Annotated in this window: 14 protein-coding genes; 11 read left to right on the forward strand and 3 right to left on the reverse strand. The window is 60.8% G+C overall.

Going from position 1 to position 18248, the window contains the following annotated elements; all coding sequences use genetic code 11:
• Nucleotides 1–29: 29 nt before the first annotated feature.
• Both ychF and ABI660_RS05010 read left to right on the forward strand, forming a co-directional pair.
• Nucleotides 30–1121: a redox-regulated ATPase YchF gene (gene ychF / locus ABI660_RS05005; RefSeq protein ID WP_348065570.1), complete on the forward strand. Its 1092-nt coding sequence runs from the start codon at nucleotides 30–32 to the stop codon at nucleotides 1119–1121.
• A 119-nt stretch (nucleotides 1122–1240) separates the two neighbouring features.
• Entirely contained in the window at nucleotides 1241–1990 is a 750-nt protein-coding gene (locus tag ABI660_RS05010; RefSeq protein WP_348065572.1) for an rRNA pseudouridine synthase, read from the forward strand.
• Nucleotides 1991–2111: 121 nt separating this feature from the next.
• Here ABI660_RS05010 and ABI660_RS05015 read toward each other — a convergent pair whose 3' ends face one another.
• The gene (locus ABI660_RS05015; protein ID WP_348065574.1) at nucleotides 2112–2603 is read right to left on the reverse strand and encodes a YqaA family protein; all 492 of its coding nucleotides are present in this window, start codon (nucleotides 2601–2603) and stop codon (nucleotides 2112–2114) included.
• Nucleotides 2604–2745: 142 nt separating this feature from the next.
• On the opposite strand from ABI660_RS05015, the gene dusB reads away from it, so the two are divergent.
• Genes dusB through purH form a run of 3 tightly spaced genes read left to right on the forward strand, consistent with a single transcriptional unit; the run spans nucleotide 2746 to nucleotide 5662 of the window.
• Entirely contained in the window at nucleotides 2746–3816 is a 1071-nt protein-coding gene (gene dusB / locus ABI660_RS05020; protein WP_348065576.1) for a tRNA dihydrouridine synthase DusB, read from the forward strand.
• Nucleotides 3813–4049: a Fis family transcriptional regulator gene (locus ABI660_RS05025; protein ID WP_348065578.1), complete on the forward strand. Its 237-nt coding sequence runs from the start codon at nucleotides 3813–3815 to the stop codon at nucleotides 4047–4049. Before dusB ends, ABI660_RS05025 begins: the two co-directional genes overlap by 4 nt.
• 41 nt (nucleotides 4050–4090) lie before the next feature.
• Nucleotides 4091–5662 (forward strand): bifunctional phosphoribosylaminoimidazolecarboxamide formyltransferase/IMP cyclohydrolase, encoded by a 1572-nt coding sequence (gene purH, locus ABI660_RS05030; RefSeq protein WP_348065580.1) that lies wholly within the window; start codon nucleotides 4091–4093, stop codon nucleotides 5660–5662.
• Between the two features lie 150 nt (nucleotides 5663–5812).
• Here purH and hemL read toward each other — a convergent pair whose 3' ends face one another.
• Both hemL and ABI660_RS05040 read right to left on the reverse strand, forming a co-directional pair.
• Nucleotides 5813–7129, reverse strand: a complete 1317-nt coding sequence (gene hemL / locus ABI660_RS05035; protein WP_348065582.1) for a glutamate-1-semialdehyde 2,1-aminomutase — start codon at nucleotides 7127–7129, stop codon at nucleotides 5813–5815.
• Nucleotides 7113–8033 carry a bifunctional hydroxymethylpyrimidine kinase/phosphomethylpyrimidine kinase gene (locus tag ABI660_RS05040; protein WP_348065626.1) on the reverse strand — a complete coding sequence of 307 codons (921 nt, stop codon included), beginning with the start codon at nucleotides 8031–8033 and terminating at the stop codon, nucleotides 7113–7115. The genes hemL and ABI660_RS05040 overlap by 17 nt, the downstream gene beginning before the upstream one ends.
• A gap of 122 nt (nucleotides 8034–8155) precedes the next feature.
• Here ABI660_RS05040 and ABI660_RS05045 point away from each other — a divergent pair, with 122 nt between their 5' ends.
• The 6 genes from ABI660_RS05045 (at nucleotide 8156) to ABI660_RS05070 (ending at nucleotide 18176) form a co-directional block, all read left to right on the forward strand.
• Nucleotides 8156–8329 carry a rubredoxin gene (locus tag ABI660_RS05045; RefSeq protein WP_348065584.1) on the forward strand — a complete coding sequence of 58 codons (174 nt, stop codon included), beginning with the start codon at nucleotides 8156–8158 and terminating at the stop codon, nucleotides 8327–8329.
• 78 nt (nucleotides 8330–8407) lie between these two features.
• Nucleotides 8408–8806 carry a response regulator gene (locus ABI660_RS05050; RefSeq protein ID WP_348065586.1) on the forward strand — a complete coding sequence of 133 codons (399 nt, stop codon included), beginning with the start codon at nucleotides 8408–8410 and terminating at the stop codon, nucleotides 8804–8806.
• Nucleotides 8806–9171 carry a response regulator gene (locus tag ABI660_RS05055; RefSeq protein WP_348065588.1) on the forward strand — a complete coding sequence of 122 codons (366 nt, stop codon included), beginning with the start codon at nucleotides 8806–8808 and terminating at the stop codon, nucleotides 9169–9171. The genes ABI660_RS05050 and ABI660_RS05055 overlap by 1 nt, the downstream gene beginning before the upstream one ends.
• 23 nt (nucleotides 9172–9194) lie before the next feature.
• Nucleotides 9195–9725: a chemotaxis protein CheW gene (locus ABI660_RS05060; RefSeq protein ID WP_348065590.1), complete on the forward strand. Its 531-nt coding sequence runs from the start codon at nucleotides 9195–9197 to the stop codon at nucleotides 9723–9725.
• Between the two features lie 33 nt (nucleotides 9726–9758).
• Nucleotides 9759–12017 carry a methyl-accepting chemotaxis protein gene (locus ABI660_RS05065; protein WP_348065592.1) on the forward strand — a complete coding sequence of 753 codons (2259 nt, stop codon included), beginning with the start codon at nucleotides 9759–9761 and terminating at the stop codon, nucleotides 12015–12017.
• A 57-nt stretch (nucleotides 12018–12074) separates the two neighbouring features.
• Nucleotides 12075–18176 carry an Hpt domain-containing protein gene (locus ABI660_RS05070; RefSeq protein ID WP_348065594.1) on the forward strand — a complete coding sequence of 2034 codons (6102 nt, stop codon included), beginning with the start codon at nucleotides 12075–12077 and terminating at the stop codon, nucleotides 18174–18176.
• Nucleotides 18177–18248 lie beyond the last annotated feature (72 nt).

Genomic DNA, 18248 nt, shown 5'->3' on the forward strand with positions numbered 1-18248 from the left:
ACTTCACAGCCTGTTTTTGAAGGTTTGTCATGAGTCTGAAGTGCGGTATTGTAGGCTTGCCCAACGTGGGGAAATCCACCCTTTTTAACGCTTTGACCAAGGCGGGCATTGCAGCGGAGAACTACCCGTTTTGCACCATCGAGCCCAATGTCGGCATCGTCGAGCTGCCCGATGCGAGGCTGGCCCAGCTCGCAGAAATCATCCATCCCGAGCGCATCGTGCCCGCAATCGTCGAGTTTGTCGATATCGCCGGCCTGGTGGCGGGTGCCAGCACCGGCGAGGGGCTGGGCAACAAATTTCTGGCACATATTCGCGAAACGGATGCCATTGTCAATGTGGTGCGCTGCTTCGAAGACGACAACGTGATCCACGTGGCCGGCAAGGTGGACCCGATTTCCGACATCGAAGTGATCCAGACCGAACTTTGCCTGGCCGATCTGACCGCGGTGGAAAAAGCCCTGCATCGCGTGACCAAGACGGCGCGTTCAGGCGACAAGGAATCCATCAAGCTGGTGGCCATTCTTGAGAAATGCCAGGCAGCGCTCAATCAGGCCAAGCCCGTGCGAACGCTGGAGTTCAGCAAGGAAGAGTTGCCCTTGCTGCAGCAGTTCTTTCTGATCACGGCCAAGCCCGCCATGTTTGTTGGCAATGTGGCCGAAGACGGTCTTGAAAACAATCCCTTCCTCGACAAGCTGCGTGCCTACGCGGCCAGCCAGAACGCGCCTGTGGTGGCCATCTGCGCCAAGATGGAAGCCGAGATGGCGGACATGAGCGACGAGGACAAAACCATGTTCCTGGCAGAGATCGGCCAGGAAGAGCCGGGTCTGAATCGCCTCATTCGCGCCGCCTTCAAGCTGTTGGGGCTGCAGACTTACTTCACCGCTGGTGTGAAAGAAGTGCGCGCCTGGACCATTCATGTGGGTGACACCGGCCCCCAGGCCGCAGGTGTGATCCATACCGATTTCGAGAAGGGCTACATCCGCGCACAGACCATTGCCTTTGACGACTTCATCACCTACAGGGGTGAGCAGGGTGCCAAGGACGCCGGCAAGATGCGCAGCGAAGGCAAGGAATATGTCGTCAAAGATGGCGACGTGATGAATTTCCTGTTTAGCAGCTAGATGAGTACACCCCTGCCTGGGCTCACTGCGTGTAGCCCATCCTCCCCTTGCAGGGGACGCCTCCTGTCGACCGGCGGAGCCGGTTCGACGGTGGCACTTGAAAGGAGTGCGCAAATCGCATGACCGAACCCGTCCGCCTCGCTAAACGTCTGGCCCAGATGCTCAACTGCTCGCGCCGCGAGGCCGAGCAGTACATCGAGGGTGGCTGGGTGCGGGTCGACGGTGTGGTGGTTGAAGAACCCCAGCACCGCGTGCTGGATCAGAAGATCGAACTCGACCCCGACGCCAGTCTGCTGGAACTGGCACCCGTCACGCTGCTGTTGAACAAGCCCGCAGGCTTCGAGGCTGGCCTGGACTCAGGTGCCGGCCGTCCAGCAAGCCCGGCGCCGCAACTGCTGGTGGCGGCCAACCAGGCAAAAGATGACCGCTCGGGTATCCGGCCCCTGAAAAAGCACTTTACGGCGTTGACGCTGGCGACCCCACTTGCCACGCCGGCAAGCGGTCTGGTGGTGTTCACGCAGGACTGGCGCGTGGCGCGCAAGCTCAACGAGGATGCCTCGGTGATGGAGCATGAGGTCATCGTGGACGTAACCGGCACCATCTCACCGGGTGGCCTGCAACGTCTTAACCGCCTCGACCACGGCTTTACTTTTAACGGGGTGTTGTTGCCACCGGCCAAGGTCAGTTGGCAGAACGAAACCCGTCTGCGTTTTGCGCTCAAGGGCGAACGCCCGGGCCAGATCGCCTTCATGTGCGAAAGCGTGGGGCTCAGCGTGTCCGCCATGAAGCGCATCCGTGTGGGGCGCGTACCCATGAGCAGCCTGCCGGTCGGCCAGTGGCGCTATCTGCAGCCTCACGAACGGTTTTAAAAGCGCAACGAGCACTCCCTTCAACCAGCCGGGGCCGCGGATCTGGCTCTGCCAGTCCGCAGGCGCAGCGGCCCCCTCGGGGGGCAGGGAGCTACACGCAGTGAGCGACCGTGAGGGCTCATCAACTACCAAGGAATTTGAAGCCTCCCGGAAAGGCCCAGACCAGTGCGCCCGTCATCAGGAAGTAGCGCGCAAACTTGCCGATGGCCATGTAAGCCACACAGGGCCAGAACGGAAATTTGAGCCAGCCAGCCACAGCGCACAACGGGTCGCCCACCGCAGGCAACCAAGCCAGCAGGCAGGCTTTAGGGCCGAGTTTTTCCAGCCAGCGTATGGCGCGCCCGTGGTGGGACGAATGCGAGTATTTGTCCACCACCTTGTGGGCGCCATAACCCAGCCACCAGTCCAGCATGCCGCCCAGCGTGTTGCCTGCAGTAGCCACCAGGACTGCAGGCCAGAACATGTGGGGGCTGAGTTTGACAAGGCCGAACACGACCGGCTCGGAACCTAGGGGCAACAGGGTGGCGGAAACAAAGGAGACGACGAACACCGTGCTCAGGCCATATTCCGGCAAAGCCAGTGCTTCAATCAGGTGTCGTAGCCAAGCTTCCATTGAAGTCGAGTATAGGGATGGCTCATTTGTGGGTGTGTAGGGCAAGCGCTTACAACTGGGGGTCTAAATTTCAATTGCTGAAATTTTGGGCAGTTACAATCGTGCCTCCTTTTTGCGCACCCACCACCTGCCTGCACCTTCCATGAATATCGGCCCCTACGTTTTGGCAAACAATTTGTTTGCCGCGCCGATGGCCGGGGTTACCGACCGGCCATTTCGGCGCCTGTGCAAGGCCGGTGGTGCAGGCTACGCGGTCAGCGAAATGGTGACCTCGCGGCGTGACCTGTGGGACACGCTGAAAACTTCGCGCCGCGCCAACCACGATGGCGAAGTGGCGCCGGTTGCGGTGCAGATTGCCGGCACCGACGCGCAGATGATGGCCGAGGCTGCTGCCTACAACATCGACCGCGGCGCGCAGATCATCGACATCAACATGGGTTGCCCGGCCAAGAAAGTCTGCAACAAATGGGCTGGCTCGGCCCTGATGCAGGATGAGCCGCTGGCGCTCGCGATTGCCGAGGCCGTGGTTGCCGCCTGCGCACCGCGCAATGTTCCTGTGACCCTGAAAATGCGCACCGGCTGGGCTGACACGCATAAAAATGCCGTCGTGCTGGCGCGCGCCTTCGAGTCCGCCGGCGTGCAGATGCTCACCGTGCATGGCCGCACGCGCGAGCAGGGCTACAAGGGGCAGGCCGAGTACGACACGATTGCTGCGGTCAAGGCCGCGGTGTCTGTGCCGGTGGTGGCCAACGGCGACATCAACACGCCGGAAAAAGCCCGCGATGTGCTGGCTTACACCCGGGCCGATGCGGTCATGGTGGGCAGAGCCGCCCAGGGCCGGCCCTGGATCTTTCGCGAAATGGCGCATTTCCTGGCGACCGGCACGCATCTTGCGCCACCGCTGGTGGCCGAGGTCAAGCGCCTGCTGCTCGATCACCTGCTGGACCACTATGAGCTGTATGGCGCCTTCAGCGGTGTGCGTACTGCACGCAAGCACATCGGCTGGTACGTCAAGCCCTTGCCGGGCGGGGAAACCTTTCGCGCACGCATGAACCTCCTGGAAGACAGCGAAGCGCAATGGCAGGCAGTGGCAGATTTTTTTGATGAACTTGGCGGCCGCATGGACCGCATGCCCGCAGCGGCTTCAGGCATGGTACAAGCCGCGGCCGGCGACAATGACAGACAGAACAAGAAGGAGGGAGAGCTCGCATGAGCAAGAAACACATAGAAGAGTGCGTACGCACCAGCCTGGAGGGTTATTTCAAGGACCTGCGCGGCACCGAGCCCGACGGCATGTACGACATGATGGTCCGCGTGGTCGAAAAACCGCTGCTGGAAGTCGTGATGCAACATGCCGACCAGAACCAGTCCCGCGCTGCCGAATGGCTGGGCCTGAACCGCAACACCCTGCGCAAAAAACTCGTCGAACACAAACTGATCAAGTGACCCGGCAGTCGCATTCCATCCCCCGAGAAACAAAGACAAGCATGAACGCCCTGATTTCCGTCTCCGACAAAACCGGCATTGTTGACTTTGCGCGTGCGCTGCATGCGTTGGGCATCAAACTGATTTCCACCGGCGGCACTGCCAAGCTGCTGGCCGATGAAAAGCTGCCGGTGACCGAAGTCGCCGAGCTGACGGGCTTTCCCGAAATGCTCGATGGCCGCGTCAAGACCCTGCACCCGATGGTGCATGGCGGTCTGCTGGCACGGCGCGATGTGCCCGAACACATGGCGGCGCTCAAGACCCACGGCATTGACACCATCGACTTGCTGGTTGTCAATCTCTACCCGTTTGAAGCCACGGTCGCCAAGCCCGGCTGCACGCTGGAAGACGCGATTGAAAACATCGACATCGGCGGCCCGGCCATGGTGCGATCGGCCGCCAAGAACTGGAAGGATGTCGGGGTGCTGACGGATGCTTCGCAGTACGCTGGTGTGCTGGAAGAACTCAAGGCCTCGGGCAAGCTGGCTGATGCCACCAAATTTGCTTTGTCGGTGGCTGCCTTCAACCGCATCAGCCAGTACGACGGCGCGATCAGCGATTACCTCTCGGGCATCCAGTCCGATGGCGCACATAGCCTGTTTTCCGGGCAGTCCAATGGGCGCTTTGTCAAAGTACAGGACCTGCGCTACGGTGAAAACTCGCACCAGCAAGCCGCGCTGTACAGCGACCTGTACCCGGCGCCGGGTTCGCTCGTGACGGCCAAACAGCTGCAGGGCAAGGAGCTGTCGTACAACAACATCGCCGATGCCGATGCCGCCTGGGAATGCGTCAAGGGCTTTACCGAGTCCGCCTGTGTGATCGTCAAACACGCCAACCCCTGCGGTGTGGCCGTGGGCAAGGATGCGCTCGAAGCCTACAGCAAGGCTTTCAAGACCGACCCCACCTCGGCCTTTGGCGGCATCATTGCGCTGAACTGCACCCTTGACGAAGCGGCTGCGCAGCAAATCTCCAAACAGTTTGTCGAGGTGTTGATGGCGCCGGCCTTTACGCCCGCGGCGCTGGAAGTGTTCAAGACCAAGGTCAATGTCCGCATCCTGCAGATCGACTTGCCGCCGGGTGGCGACACCGCGTGGAAGCAGGGGCGCAACCTGATGGACGTCAAACGTGTCGGTTCCGGCCTGCTGATGCAGACCGCCGACAACCATGAACTGGCACTGGCTGACCTGAAGGTGGTCAGCAAGCTGCAGCCGACGCCTGCGCAGCTGCAGGACCTGCTGTTCGCCTGGAAGGTCGCCAAGTACGTCAAGTCCAACGCCATCGTGTTCTGCGGCGGCGGCATGACGCTGGGTGTAGGCGCGGGCCAGATGAGCCGCATCGATTCGGCCCGCATCGCCGCGATCAAGGCGGCCAACGCCAGTCTCGATCTGGCCGGTTCCGCTGTCGCAAGCGACGCCTTTTTCCCCTTCCGCGACGGCCTGGATGTGGTGGTGGACGTGGGCGCCACCTGCGTGATCCAGCCGGGCGGCAGCATGCGCGATGAGGAAGTCATTGCCGCGGCAGACGAGCGGGGCGTGGTGATGGTGCTCAGCGGTGTCCGGCACTTCCGGCACTGAAGCCACTTTTTGAAAGCAAAAAGTGGCTTTAGCCCCCGTCCAGCGGGCTTAATTAGCTACTGAATTAGTAGCAAATTTGTAGCGCAGCCTTTCATCCAGGACATGATCCGGGATTGATGGGGGGCTGAGAGCGAAGCGGGAAATGCCTGCTTAGCCACCGGCAAAAAACCGGGCAGCCGCCTGCACCGTTTCTTCGATGTCGGCCGCCGTGTGCGCCGAGCTGACAAAGCCGGCTTCGTACAAGGCCGGCGCGTAGTAGACACCCTGATCGAGCATCGCGTGGAAGAAACGGTTGAAGGTCGGGCCATCGGTGGTCATCACGGTGGCGTAGTTCTGCGGCAGTGGGTCCAGAAGAAAAAAGCCGAACATGCCGCCTTCGCTGTCGGCGCTGAAGGTGACACCTGCCTGGTGGGCCGCCTGCGTCAGGCCACGGGTCAGGCTGCGCGTGCGCTCGGACAGCGCTTCGTAAAACCCGGGTTTTTGCAACTCGCGCAAGGTTGCCAAGCCGCAGGCGGTAGCCACGGGGTTGCCCGACAGCGTGCCGGCCTGGTACACGGGGCCCAGCGGAGCCAGCTGCTCCATCACTGCGCGAGAGCCGCCAAAGGCGGCCAGTGGCATGCCGCCGCCTATGACTTTGCCCATGACCGTCATGTCGGGCTTGAAACCCGGGATGCTTTTTGCATAGACGCTTTGCGCGCCGCCCAACGCCACGCGAAAGCCCGTCATGACTTCGTCGAAGACCAGCAACACGCCGTACTGGGTGCACAACTCCCGGCAGCGCTTCATGAAAGGGACGCTGGCCCGCACAAAATTCATGTTGCCGGCAATCGGCTCGATGATCAGGCAGGCGGTGCTGCTGCCATGGAGGGCAAAGGCTTCTTCGAGCTGGGCGATGTGGTTGTACTCGAGCACCTGCGTGTGCTGCACGACCTCGGGCGGCACGCCGGCGCTGGTCGGGTTGCCAAAAGTCGCCAGGCCTGAACCAGCTTTGACCAGCAAAGCGTCGGCATGGCCGTGGTAACAGCCTTCGAATTTGATGATCTTGCTGCGTCCGGTGGCGCCCCGCGCAAGGCGGATCGCGCTCATGCCCGCTTCGGTACCCGAACTGACCAGGCGCAGCATGTCGATGGAGGGCACCAGCTTGACGATTTCTTCGGCCAACTCCACCTCGCGTTCAGTCGGTGCGCCGTAAGAGAAGCCTTCGAGCACAGCCTTTTGCACGGCTTCGACCACCGCAGGGTGGCCATGGCCCAGAATCATCGGACCCCATGAGCCGATGTAGTCGATGTAACGCTGGCCGTCGGCGTCCCAGAAGTAGGCGCCCTGCGCGCGCTGCACAAAACGCGGGGTGCCGCCGACGGCCTTGAAGGCGCGCACCGGCGAGTTGACACCGCCAGGAATCAGTTTTCGGGCACGCTCGAACAGCGCTGCGTTGCGGGACTTGTCGGGACTAGTGTTTGGTGCCATTGGTGGGTAGGTCAAAGGGAGGCAAGGGGAGCAGGGATTCATCCGGATCACTGCCTTCGTCGTCGCCGGCGTCTATTGCGTCATCTTCTGCCTGTGCCCAGAACAGCCGGTCGGGCACGATGTTGCCCATGCCAGGACGAAAACCGGCGTCCAGGCTGTGATCGAGGTAGGTGAGGGCTTCAGCAGTTGCGGCCTGCAGGTTGTGGCCGTTGGCCAGCAGAGCTGACAGTGCGGCGGTCAGCGTGTCGCCGGCACCAGCAAACACCGCTTCAAAACGTTCGAATTTTTCGCTGTAAAGAATGGCTTGCGGCGTGGCCAGTACATTGTCAATGAACTGGTCGGGCAGGGGCACGCCCGTGACCAGCGTGTAGGGCACGCCGAATTCCGAAGCTGCCTTGGCAATATCGCGGGCCGTGGGGCTTTTGTCGCCAGTCCAGTCCGGCAGCAGCCAGCGCCACAGGCTGCTGTGGTTGCCCACCAGCACGGTGGTCTGCGGCAGCATCAGTTCACGAAAGGCGTCCAGGTAGCTGTCAATGGCTTCTTCTTCCCACCATGACAGGTTGGGCATGTAGGCGATTAGCGGGACGTCGGCATAGTCCGATGCAATTTCCGCGATGGCGCTGATGGTTTCCGGGCTGCCGACAAAACCGACCTTGATGGCAGCAACCGGCATGTCCTCGAGTGCCGTGCGGGCCTGCTCGGTGACCGCATCTTCGTCAAAGGAAGTATGGTCGAAAATCTCGGCGGTATCGCGTACATAGGCGCCGGTGACGACGGCCAGCGCGTGTGCGCCGGCTGATGCGATGGCGCTGATGTCCGCCGTCAGACCGCCTGCGCCACTTGGGTCGTTGGCATTGAAGGTCATCACGCAGGCGGGTGAGGTTTCGCTGTCCTCTGTTTCCATTTGCCGGATGTCCAGAGGAGGGGGGGTGGGGTTTGCCATAGGGCTGGAATTTTGCCTCGTAAGCGAATAAGCAACGCCGCCTCGATACAATTGTTGCATTCTATTCGAAGGCAACTTAAGCTGTGACTCAAACAATGACCTGGATGTGTTTAATTTGTGGGTGGATTTATGACGAAGCGACTGGCGCGCCAGAACACGGAATTGCGGCGGGAACGCCCTGGGCTCAGGTACCGATGAACTGGACCTGTCCCGAGTGTGGCGCGCGCAAGGAAGACTTTGAAATGGTCCAGATCTGAACGGCCGGGCCGGATGTCTAAACAAAAGCGCGCATCGGGCGTTGCAGTGCCGGTGGCGCGTTACAAGGAGCACAGTCAGTGAGTATTACCAGTTCGGGCCTTAAAGTTTTGGTCATCGACGACAGCAACACCATCCGGCGTAGCGCTGAGATATTCCTGAAGCAGGGCGGGCATGAGGTTTTGCTTGCCGAAGACGGTTTTGACGCGCTTTCCAAGGTCAACGACTACCTGCCCGACCTGATCTTCTGCGACATCCTGATGCCTCGTCTGGACGGTTACCAGACCTGCGCAATCATCAAGCGCAACCCTAAATTTTCAACTGTACCCATTGTGATGCTGTCTTCCAAAGACGGCGTTTTCGACAAGGCGAGGGGCAGGATGGTCGGTTCGCAAGACTACCTGACCAAGCCGTTTACCAAAGACCAGTTGCTGCATACCGTGCAGGAACTTGGCAGCGCAAAACAAGGAGTAGCGTGATGGCGATTAAAAAAGTTCTGATTGTGGATGACTCTAAAACGGAGTTGATGTTCATGACCGACCTGTTGGTCAAAAACGGTTTCTCCGTCAAAACCGCTGAGAACGCGGAAGATGCCTTTCGTCGGCTTGCTGAGGAAAAACCTGACCTGATCCTGATGGACGTGGTGATGCCCGGGCAAAATGGCTTCCAGCTCACGCGCGCCATCACCCGCGATCCCTTGTATGCTGACGTGCCCATCATCATGTGCACCAGCAAAAACCAGGAAACAGACCGTGTTTGGGGAATGCGTCAGGGCGCCAAAGACTACATCACCAAGCCGGTGGATGCCGACGACCTGATGGCCAAAATCAAGGCGCTGGGCTGATCCCGCACCGATCCCGATAAAGCATGGCCAACCGACAAGCACTGAGAGAACTGCAAAGCCGCCTGGCCGACAGGCTGAAAGCCGCCAAAACCCAGGGCGTTTCGGCATCCTGGCTTGCCGTGGAAGCCGGCGGCGACAAATACCTGTTCCCCCTGAACCAGTCCGGAGAAATTTTCCCGTGGGTCAATGCGCAAAATGTGCCTTATACGCAGGCTTGGTTTGCCGGCGTGGCCAATTTGCGGGGTGGCTTGTATGGCGTTGTTGACCTGGCCAGTTTTGTGACCGGCAAAATGCCGCCCCCGCGCACCGAACTGGCGCGCACCGAGTCCCGGCTGGTGGCCCTGAACAGCGCTCTGGAGATCAACTGCGCGTTGCAGATCGACAAGCTGGCCGGGTTGCGTAATCCGGAGGCGTTCACCGATTTTGCTGAAAAGGCTGCTGACTCGCCGGAGTTTTTTGGCCACAGTTATGTCGATTCGAACGGTGCCCGTTGGCAGGAAATCAACCTGCAACTGCTCGCCCAGCAGGCCCATTTTTTGACCATCAGCGCCTAGCGCTATTACGTTTTTTCCCAGGAAGGCCTCACCATGTCTGTCATTCAGAAGCTGTTCAAAACAAAGCCTGCGCCCCCCGAGGACAGCATGGATGGTGTCTCTCTGGACATGTCGGTCGATCCCTTGGCGACGGGGGCTATGGACGCTTCGGGTGGTTCCACGGGCCGCCTGGGCGACAGTGCGGGCCTTGAAAGCCAGTCCGAGGAGGGGGCTGTCGAGAGCGTCGAACGTCTGTCCCTGCCTGTTCTGGGGCGCCGGCCCATGGGTGAGCATCAGCGGATTCTGGTAATTTTGCTGGCTTTTGCAGTTGTGGTGCTCGGTTCGGTAACCTTTATTGCGCTGAATCAGGCTGACAGGGTGGCCCAGCAGGTGGCAGCTACCGGACAGTCGCTGATGCAGTCGCAGCGGCTGGCGAAATCGGTGTCTCAGGCCCTGGTGGGAAGTGCCCAGGCTTTCCCCGACGTGCGCGAAAGTTCGGACGTGCTGGCCAAAACCGTTCGAGGCCTCAAGGCAGGTGATGAGTCGCTGCGTCTGGAACCGGTTGTTACCGAGTTGCAGCCGGATGTTGACACTGTCACGCCGCTGATGGTGCGTGCTGAGAAAAATGCCTCTACCGTGATGGGCCAGCAGGCGATTCTGACGCAGGTGGGTAACGCGCTGCGCACCATTAACCGGCAGTCGTCGGACCTGCTTGAGATCGCCGAGACAGTCTCTTCGCTCAAGCTCCAGCAGAACGCGGCACCGGCAGAGATCTCAGCCGCCGGCCAGCTGGTGATGTTGACGCAGCGTATTGGTAAATCAGCCAACGAGTTCCTGACGATGGAAGGTGTGAGCCCGGAAGCCGTGTTCTTGCTGGGCAAGGACTTGAACTCGTTCAAGGAAATTGCGCAGGGCCTGCAGGAGGGCAGCCCCGAGCTGCGCCTGGCCGGCTCCAAGGACCCACAGACACGGGAGCGGCTCGAAGCGCTGCTGGCGCTCTATGAGCAGACCCGGGTCCAGGCCGGTGCGATTTTGGGCAACTTGCAGGGCCTGGTGTCGGCACGTGAGGCGCAGGCATCGATCATTTCTGACAGCGAAGCCTTGCGCCGTGGCCTGGAAGACATCCAGAGCAAACTGTCCACGCAGACGGGTCTGAGCGCTGGTTCGTTGACAACGCTGGCGATTGCCGCCGCCTTTGCCCTGCTGTGTGCGGCCGGCCTGGCCCGTTTGCAGGTGTTGGACAGCCGGCAACGCCAGGGTATTGCTGAAAGCCAGCGGCTCGAAGCCAAAGGACAGGAGCAGGATGCCAAGCGCGTCAATGACGCCAACCAGGCCGCCATTTTGCGCTTGATGAATGAGTTGCAGACAGTGGCTGAGGGTGACTTGACCCAGGAAGCGACGGTGACCGAGGACATCACTGGCGCTATCGCCGACTCGGTGAACTACACGGTGGAAGAGTTGCGCCAGTTGGTGGGTAACGTACAGAACACGGTGACCCGGGTGGCGCAGACGACCGCCCAGGTGGAAAGCACATCGACGGAACTGCTGGCGGCCTCCACCGAGCAGCTGCGCGAGATTCGCGAAACCGGTCAATCGGTGCTCGACATGGCCACCCGAATCAACCAGGTGTCCAGCCAGGCGCAGGAATCTTCCCAGGTGGCGCGTCAATCGCTGACAGCTGCCGAGTCTGGCTTGCAAGCTGTGCAGAACGCCATCGGCGGTATGAATTCGATCCGCGACCAGATCCAGGAAACTTCCAAGCGGATCAAACGGCTTGGTGAATCTTCCCAGGAGATTGGTGAAATCACCGAACTGATTTCAGACATTACCGAGCAGACCAACGTGCTGGCGCTGAATGCCGCCATCCAGGCGGCGTCGGCCGGTGAAGCCGGACGAGGTTTCTCCGTTGTGGCCGAGGAGGTGCAGCGACTGGCTGAACGTTCCGCAGATGCGACGCGTCAGATTTCCGCGCTGGTGAAAGCGATTCAAACCGATACGCAGGATGCCGTGGCCGCCATGGAGCGCTCCACGCAGGGTGTGGTCGAAGGGGCCAAGCTGTCGGACAGCGCAGGTACCGCATTGTCCGAGATTGACTTGGTGTCACGCCGACTCGCTGACCTGATTGAACAGATTTCAGCTTCAGCCTCCCGCGAAGCTGAATCAGCCAACGTTGTGGCCGGCAACATCCAGCATATTTTCGCGGTGACGGAGCAAACCGGAGAAGGTACGCGGTCCACGGCCCAGCAGGTGCGTGACCTGTCCCGCATGGCCGAGGAGCTCAGGCAGTCGGTCTCGCGATTCAAGATCGCCTGACGCATACATGATCTGTCTTTGTCCGTGACCTCCGATTTATGAACCGGCCTGCCATCTATGCAATCGAACGCTTCGAATTCATCCTCTGCTGAGCTCGACCTGGTGGTCAATGACCTGGGTCCGCTAGCCTGGGTACTGGATGAACTTCGGAAATCCCTGGATGGTTCCGCCAAGGCCCTGAAACGTTTTGTGCGCGACGCCGAGCTTGCACGCGGCTCTGATCTTGCTGCCCTTGACGCCAGCCAGCTCCGGATCGCACGCCAGCAATTGCATCAGGCTGTGGGAGCGCTGGAGATGGTGGGGCTGGGTGCACCAGCGCTGGTACTGCGTTCGATGGAAGCTGCTGTGCAGCGGTTTGTCCAGCGGCCTGAGCAATGCAGCCAGGAAGCGGCAGCCAAGGTCGAGCAGGCCAGTTTCGCGCTGACTGAATATCTTGAAGGTGTGTTGGCCGACAAACCGGTATCTGCTGTCTCGCTGTTTCCTCAGTACCGCGATGTCCAAGGGCTGGTCGGTGCGGATCGCATCCATCCGGCGGACCTCTGGATGTATGAGTGGCGCTGGATGGATCCCGAGTTGCCTGTCACGGTGGAGGCGGTCGCCTACGATGACGCGGCCAGGCAACTGCTTGATCCACTGGCGCTGAAAATCATGCGTACCGGTGACAGGCAGGCCGCGCAGAGCTTCAGGGACATGTGCCTGGGGTTTGCGCAGGCCGAACCGGCTGGCGAACCGAGGGCGTTCTGGAAAATTGCGGCCGGCTATTTTGAAGCTCTGGCCCAGGGTTTGCTCAAGGTCGATCTCTATGTGAAACGCGGCGCGTCGCGCGTTCTTCTGCAGTATGCGTCGTTCGCGAAGGGCGGCACCAACGCGTCGGACCGGCTGGCTCAAGACCTCCTTTTTTACTGTTCCCAGGCAGTAGCTGCGCGCGCCAGCGATGCACCTGTCCTGTCCGCCATCCGCGCAAGCTACGGTCTGGCCCGCTTCAAACCGGTGGATTATGAAGCGGTCCAGTTCGGCCGATTCGACCCCGCGCTGCTCGCCCAAGCGCGCAAGCGGATCGTCTCTGCCAAGGAAACATGGTCTTCGCTGACCGCGGGGGATGTCGGCAAGTTCAAGACTGTGGCCGACCAATTCAGCCTGGTGACAGACTCGCTGGTCAAGCTGCATCCACCGAGCGAGCCGCTGGCCATGGCGTTGTCGCAGGTCATCGAGGCAACGGTTCGCTCCGGCCAGGCGCCTCCCATCGAGTTGGCGCTTGAGGTGGCTACGGCCGTGCTTTACCTCGAGGCTGCTTTTGATGACCTCGACCCCAGCGATCCGCAACTGGCTTCTCGCACTGCGCGTCTGGCGCAACGGCTCGACAGTGCCCGCAGTGGCGGCGCAGCCCAGCCACTTGAGCCTTGGATGGAAGAGCTGTACCGGCGTGTCAGCGACAAGCAGACCATGGGCAGCGTTGTGGGCGAGCTGCGCATTTCCCTGAGTGAGCTGGAAAAATCGCTGGACGTGTTTTTCCGCAATCCGCAGGAAAAAACGGCCCTTGCCGCAGTGCCCGGCCAGTTATCGCAGATGCGCGGTGTACTGTCCGTTTTGGGTCTGGACCAGGCCTCCCAGGCGGTCTTGCGCATGCGCGAGAGCGTTGAGCAAATGCTTGTGACCGAAGTTGACGAGCAACTGGCGCGTTCTGCCGGGACATTCGAGCAGTTGGGCAACAACCTCGGCGCCCTGAGCTTCCTGATCGATATGCTTAACTACCAGCCGACGCTGGCGAAGAAACTTTTTGTATACGACGACATTAAAGGGGAGCTAAAACCCCTGATGGGACGCATTCACACGGCGCAGGATGCCGCTGCGACGGTGACGGTCAACAATGAACTGTCCCAAGAGGTGCTTTCAGTTGTTCAGGATGCTCAGGCAGGCGACACCGCCGAGAACCTCAGTGTCAAACTGGACGTTCTGGCGACCCATGCAGCCTTGGCAGATCAGCCTGCTCTGGCTCAGACCGCCCGTGACGCTGCGTTGGCTGTGTCCAGCCAGAGCCCCCAGTCGAATGCCGACACCTTGACCGATCTGGCGGCAGCGGCCGCGCCAGTAAGTGTGCCTGAAGCGGTGCCTACGGGCGCGACTGCAGCTTCGGACGACTTTGAAGAAGACGATTTGCGCGATATCTTTCTGGAGGAAGCGCGTGAGGTGGCGGGCAACGCCCAGGCGGCGCTTGCTGCGCTGGCCCTTGAGCCCGGGGATATCGGAGAACTCACGATACTGCGACGGGCTTTCCACACACTCAAGGGCAGCTCCCGCATGGTTGGGCTCAATGAATTTGGTGAAGCCGCATGGTCTATGGAGCAAATGCTCAATGGCTGGCTGGCCGAGCAAAAGCCTTCGAATGATGAGTTTCGGACATTGTGTGTCCAGGCGATGGATGGCTTTGCCGCCTGGATCGAGGACATCGCCGCCAACCGTGAGACGTCCTGGACTTCGTCGGCATTTCGTGCCAGCGCGGATGCGATGCGGACGGAAGGGCGTTTCAGTCCGATCCAGCGCCCGGCTGCGCCGGTTGCCATGGCACAGGAAGCTGCACCCCAGGCACCGGAACAGGATCTGGACTTTGTGCTCGAGCCTCCTGCGTCTGTTGTCGAAGTGCCTCCAGCCCCCCAGGAGCAGCCTGTTGGCGAAATACAAGGCATAGACTTCGAGAGCCTGGCGGCCTTGTCGCAGCCGGGTGCCGATACGCATGCGGCAGGGAAAGCTCCTCCCGTGGCCATGTTTGAGTTGGATCTTCCCGATGTGGCACCCGCCACGGAAGCAGATCCGGTGGAGTTGTCCGCCATCGACTTTGATGCACATTTTCTGAACCAGTCTGCCAGCGCAGACACCGCTACTCCAGCGCCATTGACAGCTGTCGCATCGCTGCCGGATGTGGAGATTTTTGATTTTTCTACGCCCGAATCCGACCCGGCGCGTGCTACGGCCCCCGTCGTGGAGGAGATGGCTTTTGAAGATTCAGCATCGGGAGAAGCTGCCGGGGACGAGCAGGTCAAGGTGATTGGCTCTTTACGGATTGGCATTCCCCTCTACAACGTCTACCTGAACGAAGCTGACGAATGGTCTAGACGGCTGGTCACAGAGGTGACGGAGTGGACGATGGAGACGGACCACCCCATTGGGGACTCCACTCTGGCTCTGACCCATTCCCTGGCCGGTAGCTCGGCGACAGTCGGCTTTAAAGCGCTGTCTGAAGTGGCCCGTGCGCTTGAAAACGCTCTGCAGCAAACGCGAGTCCAGCATGGACGGGGCGGCGGCAGGTACAGCCAGCTCTTTATCAACGCAGCCGAAGACATCCGCCGCCTGTTGCATCAGTTTGCAGCCGGTTTTCTCAAACAACCCGACGCGGCTATCCTGCAGACACTGCGCGAAATCGATTTTTCCGACGAAGGCAACGAGATGGCCTTGGAAATCGATGGCCAGGATGACGCGCCAGACCGCAGTACATTGCTGGAATCGGTTTCCAGTGCAGCGACTGTTGAAGTAGCGATGCCTTCCGCCGTCCCGCTCGCGCCTGCGGCCACCTCTTCTCCTGCACAGGGGCGTCCCCTGTCGGTGACAGCCAAGATCACGGTGAACCCGCTTGCCGTTCCAGCCGTGCCGGTGGCGGTTCCTGTTGTGCCAGTGCCCTTCATGGCGCAACATCCGATCGCACCTGCGGCGCTGACGGCACCCGCCCCTTCAGTATTCAATGAAGACGTGGATGACGAGATCGATGCGGTTGACATGATCGATCCGGACCTGTTTCCGATTTTTGAGGAAGAGGGCGCTGAGTTGATGCCGCAATTGGGCGGCGCCCTGCGGCAGTGGTCGGCGCGTCCCGACAACCATGGCGCACGCAATGAAGTGTTGCGGGCCCTGCACACCCTCAAGGGCAGTGCCCGTCTGGCGGGCGCCATGCGGCTTGGGGAAATGGCCCACAGGATTGAGTCCGATATCGAACATATGGGCTCCGATGCTGCCGGTTCACAGGACTTTGACTCGCTACTGACTACTTTTGACGCGATGCAGGCCAATTTTGAGGCCCTGCGCCATCCGGGCGAGACGGCCCAGGCGCTGGAGCCATTGGTGCCCCTCTCTTCGTCTGTAGTTGCTGAGGAGGCAGGAGTCCCGGCACAGGATTCCCTGGAGGCGGCAGCAACGTCGCCTGCCGTTCCGGCCGAGCCCGGTTCGCGCAAAGTCATGATGTCGGTGGCCCAGGCCACGGCCCTGCAGCCTTTGCGTCCCGCAGCGTCAGGCTCGATACGTGTGCGCTCACAACTGCTGGACCGCATGGTCAACCAGGCCGGCGAGGTCATGATCACGCGTTCGCGGCTGGAAGCCGAGCTGAACCAACTGCGCGGTTCGCTGAATGATCTGAGCGGCAACCTTAACCGCCTGCGCGCCCAGCTGCGTGACGTGGAACTGCATTCCGAAACCCAGATGCAGTCGCGCCTGCAGCAGGCCAAAGAGGCGCAGCTGGGTTTTGATCCGCTGGAGTTTGACCGTTTCACGCGGGTCCAGGAATTGACCCGCATGATGGCCGAGTCGGTCAATGACGTCGCGACGGTGCAGCGCACCTTGCAGCGAACGGTGGAAGCCACCGAGGATGACCTGATTGCCCAGGCGCGCCAGACCCGGGAATTGCAGCGCGATCTGCTGCGTACCCGCATGGTGGAGTTTGAAGGCATTTCAGAACGCCTTTATCGCGTGGTGCGCCAGGCATCCAAGGAAACCGGCAAGCAGGTCCGGCTGGACCTGCAGGGCGGCACCATCGAAATGGACCGCGGCATGCTGGACCGCATGACACCGGCATTCGAGCACCTGCTGCGCAATTGCGTGGCGCACGGCATCGAAGACATGCAGACCCGCACCGATGCAGGCAAAGACGCCAGCGGCCTGATCACCGTGAGCGTGCAGCAGTCGGGTAATGACGTGTCTGTGGAGTTCCGGGATGACGGCGCCGGTCTCAACCTCCCGCGTATCCGCGAAAAAGCGCTGGCCTCGGGCATGCTCGCTGCGGGTCAGCAGATCGACGACGATGAGGCGGCCAATCTGATTTTCATGCCTGGCTTTTCCACAGCCTCCCAGGTCACTGAATTGTCCGGCCGCGGTATTGGCATGGACGTCGTTCGCTCGGAAATCAACGCACTGGGTGGGCGTATTGAAACCAGTACCGTCGCCGGCAAAGGCACCAATTTCAAGCTGGTCCTGCCGCTGACCACAGCGGTGACGCAGGTGGTCATGTTGCGAGCCGGCGGATCTTCCGTGGGTGTACCGGCCAACGTGGTTGAAACCGTGCGCCGGATCTCGGCGAAGGATTTGCAGCAGGCCTACAACAGCGGCGTGCTGGATGTCGCGGGTGAAGCCGTTCCGTTCTTCTGGGCCGGCGCCTTGTTGCAGGTGTCCCGCCTGAGCAGCGAGCCGCAGGGCAAAACCGCGCCGGTGGTTATTTTCCGCAGTGCCGCCCAGCGGCTGGCGCTGCATGTGGATGAAGTTCTGGGCAACCAGGAGGTGGTGGTTAAAAACCTCGGGCCGCAGCTGTCGCGCTTGCCGGGTCTGGCGGGTATGTCCGTGCTGGCTTCCGGTGCGGTGGTTCTCATCTACAACCCGGTTGCACTGGCTTTCGTTTATGGCCAGCAGGCCCGCGCCTGGAGTTCCGACAGTGCCGAACCGCACATGCTGGAGCAGTCTGGGGCAGGCGCCGCAGATGGCCGCGGCTTGGCGGTTTCCTCGCCGGTGCCGGCCGCGCCACAGATCCCATTGATTCTGGTGGTTGACGACTCCATCACCGTGCGCCGCGTGACGCAGCGCCTGTTGCAGCGCGAAGGTTATCGCGTGTCCATGGCGGCCGATGGGTTGCAGGCGCTTGAGCGCCTCCAGGAGGAGCGTCCCACAGTGGTTCTGTCCGATATCGAAATGCCGCGCATGGACGGCTTTGACCTGGCGCGCAACATCCGTGGTGATGTCCGTTTGAGTGATCTGCCCATCATCATGATCACGTCACGAATTGCCGAGAAGCACCGCGAACACGCCAAGGAATTGGGCGTTGACCATTACCTGGGCAAGCCTTATGCCGAAGACGAGTTGCTCAGCCTGATTCGCCACTACTGCAGCACAGAAGCCGCCGTGTCCTAGGCGCGAAGGGCTGAATTTTATGCAAAATAAGGCTCCAGCCTTTACTGCATAAGCGAAAGCAGCTATTAAAAG

It is taken from the genome of Polaromonas sp. (genome assembly GCF_039930745.1).
Lineage (GTDB): Bacteria > Pseudomonadota > Gammaproteobacteria > Burkholderiales > Burkholderiaceae_C > Polaromonas.

Bases quoted from the DNA above. Each gene is read 5' to 3' on its own strand.
- ABI660_RS05025 (WP_348065578.1), top strand. From the start codon at position 3,813: ATGAGCAAGAAACACATAGAAGAGTGCGTACGCACCAGCCTGGAGGGT.
- dusB (WP_348065576.1), top strand. From the start codon at position 2,746: ATGAATATCGGCCCCTACGTTTTGGCAAACAATTTGTTTGCCGCGCCG.
- ABI660_RS05040 (WP_348065626.1), bottom strand. From the start codon at position 8,033: ATGGAAACAGAGGACAGCGAAACCTCACCCGCCTGCGTGATGACCTTC.
- purH (WP_348065580.1), top strand. From the start codon at position 4,091: ATGAACGCCCTGATTTCCGTCTCCGACAAAACCGGCATTGTTGACTTT.
- ABI660_RS05055 (WP_348065588.1), top strand. From the start codon at position 8,806: ATGGCGATTAAAAAAGTTCTGATTGTGGATGACTCTAAAACGGAGTTG.
- ABI660_RS05060 (WP_348065590.1), top strand. From the start codon at position 9,195: ATGGCCAACCGACAAGCACTGAGAGAACTGCAAAGCCGCCTGGCCGAC.
- hemL (WP_348065582.1), bottom strand. From the start codon at position 7,129: ATGGCACCAAACACTAGTCCCGACAAGTCCCGCAACGCAGCGCTGTTC.
- ABI660_RS05015 (WP_348065574.1), bottom strand. From the start codon at position 2,603: ATGGAAGCTTGGCTACGACACCTGATTGAAGCACTGGCTTTGCCGGAA.
- ychF (WP_348065570.1), top strand. From the start codon at position 30: ATGAGTCTGAAGTGCGGTATTGTAGGCTTGCCCAACGTGGGGAAATCC.
- ABI660_RS05070 (WP_348065594.1), top strand. From the start codon at position 12,075: ATGCAATCGAACGCTTCGAATTCATCCTCTGCTGAGCTCGACCTGGTG.
- ABI660_RS05065 (WP_348065592.1), top strand. From the start codon at position 9,759: ATGTCTGTCATTCAGAAGCTGTTCAAAACAAAGCCTGCGCCCCCCGAG.
- ABI660_RS05010 (WP_348065572.1), top strand. From the start codon at position 1,241: ATGACCGAACCCGTCCGCCTCGCTAAACGTCTGGCCCAGATGCTCAAC.